We start from the raw sequence: 1360 nt of genomic DNA on the forward strand, positions 1-1360 counted from the left end.
GGCAGTCGGCTCGAAGCCGTCATCACCACGGCGGCCCTCAACGAGGCGGCCAAGAGCGCCTGGTGCCGCGAGCACGGCGTGTACCCGAGCGAGCTTGACCAGTGGCGCAGCAGTTGCACCACGGCCTTGTCCAACCCCGAAGAGGCACGCGCCAGCCCGCAGGCCACGCGCGCCTCAGCCAAGCGCATCAAGGAGCTCGAACGCGATCTGCTGCGCAAAGACCGGGCACTGGCCGAGACCGCCGCGCTGCTGGTGCTATCAAAAAAAGTCGCGGCGATCTTCCAAAAGGGAGAGGACGAATGATCGGCCTCGAAGATCGCCAAGCTCTGTCCCGAGACATCTATGCTGCGCACACCGCCGGCGCACGCCTGCGCCCAGCCTGCGAGATCGTCGGCATCGACGTGCGCACCCTGCAACGCTGGAAGGCCCAGCAGGGGCTCGAAACCGGCGATGGCAGGCCGCAGGCGCTGCGGCCCGTGCCCAGCCATGCCCTGAGCCCGGCGGAGCGTGCCGCGCTGCTGGAAGTGGCCAACCAGACCCGCTTTGCCTCGGTGCCGCCGGCACGCATCGTGCCCATGCTGGCCGACGAAGGGATCTATCTGGGCAGCGAATCCAGCATGGCGCGTGTGCTCAGGGCGCATGGGCAAAACAACCGCCGTGGCCGTGCCAAGGCTCCCAGAGCGGTGCGCCCGCCCAGCACCCACATCGCTACCGCGCCCGGCCAAGTCTGGTGCTGGGACATGAGCTACTTGCCCGCCGTGGTGACCGGGCGCTGGTTTCATCTGTACCTGATTCTGGATCTGTACAGCCGCAAGATCGTGGGCGCCGAGGTACACGAGAGCGACGACGCCAACCATGCCGCGCACCTGGTGCGCCGCACCGCACTGGCCGAGGGCATTGCTGCTTTCACTGATAAACCGGTATTGCACGGTGACAATGGATCGACCCTGAAGGCGACTACGGTGCTGGCCATGCTCAACTGGCTGGGTGTGAAGCCCTCGTACTCGCGACCGCGTGTGAGCGACGACAACGCCTATGCCGAGGCGCTGTTTCGCACCGCCAAGTACCGGCCCGAGTTCCCGGCCAAGGGCTTTGCCAGCCTCGATGAGGCCAGAGCTTGGGCGGCGCAGTTCGTGCATTGGTACAACCACGATCACCGCCACAGCGGCATCCAGTACGTCAGCCCGGCCCAGCGCCACAGTGGCCAAGATCACGACATTCTCGATGCGCGCCATGCGCTGTACCAGCAAGCCCGGCAGAAGAACCCGGCGCGCTGGTCGGGCCAGACGCGCAACTGGACACCGGTCGATGCGGTCACGCTCAACCCGGAGCGCGACTCGGTCATCAAAGCGGCTGTGGC

General features: G+C 66.5%; 1 pseudogene. It reads left to right on the forward strand.

The features are described 5' to 3' along the window. A pseudogene (locus SRAH_RS10520) lies at window positions 1-1360 on the forward strand (IS3 family transposase); the annotation flags it as partial.

This window comes from Serpentinimonas barnesii, from assembly GCF_000696225.1.
Classification (GTDB): domain Bacteria; phylum Pseudomonadota; class Gammaproteobacteria; order Burkholderiales; family Burkholderiaceae_C; genus Serpentinimonas; species Serpentinimonas barnesii.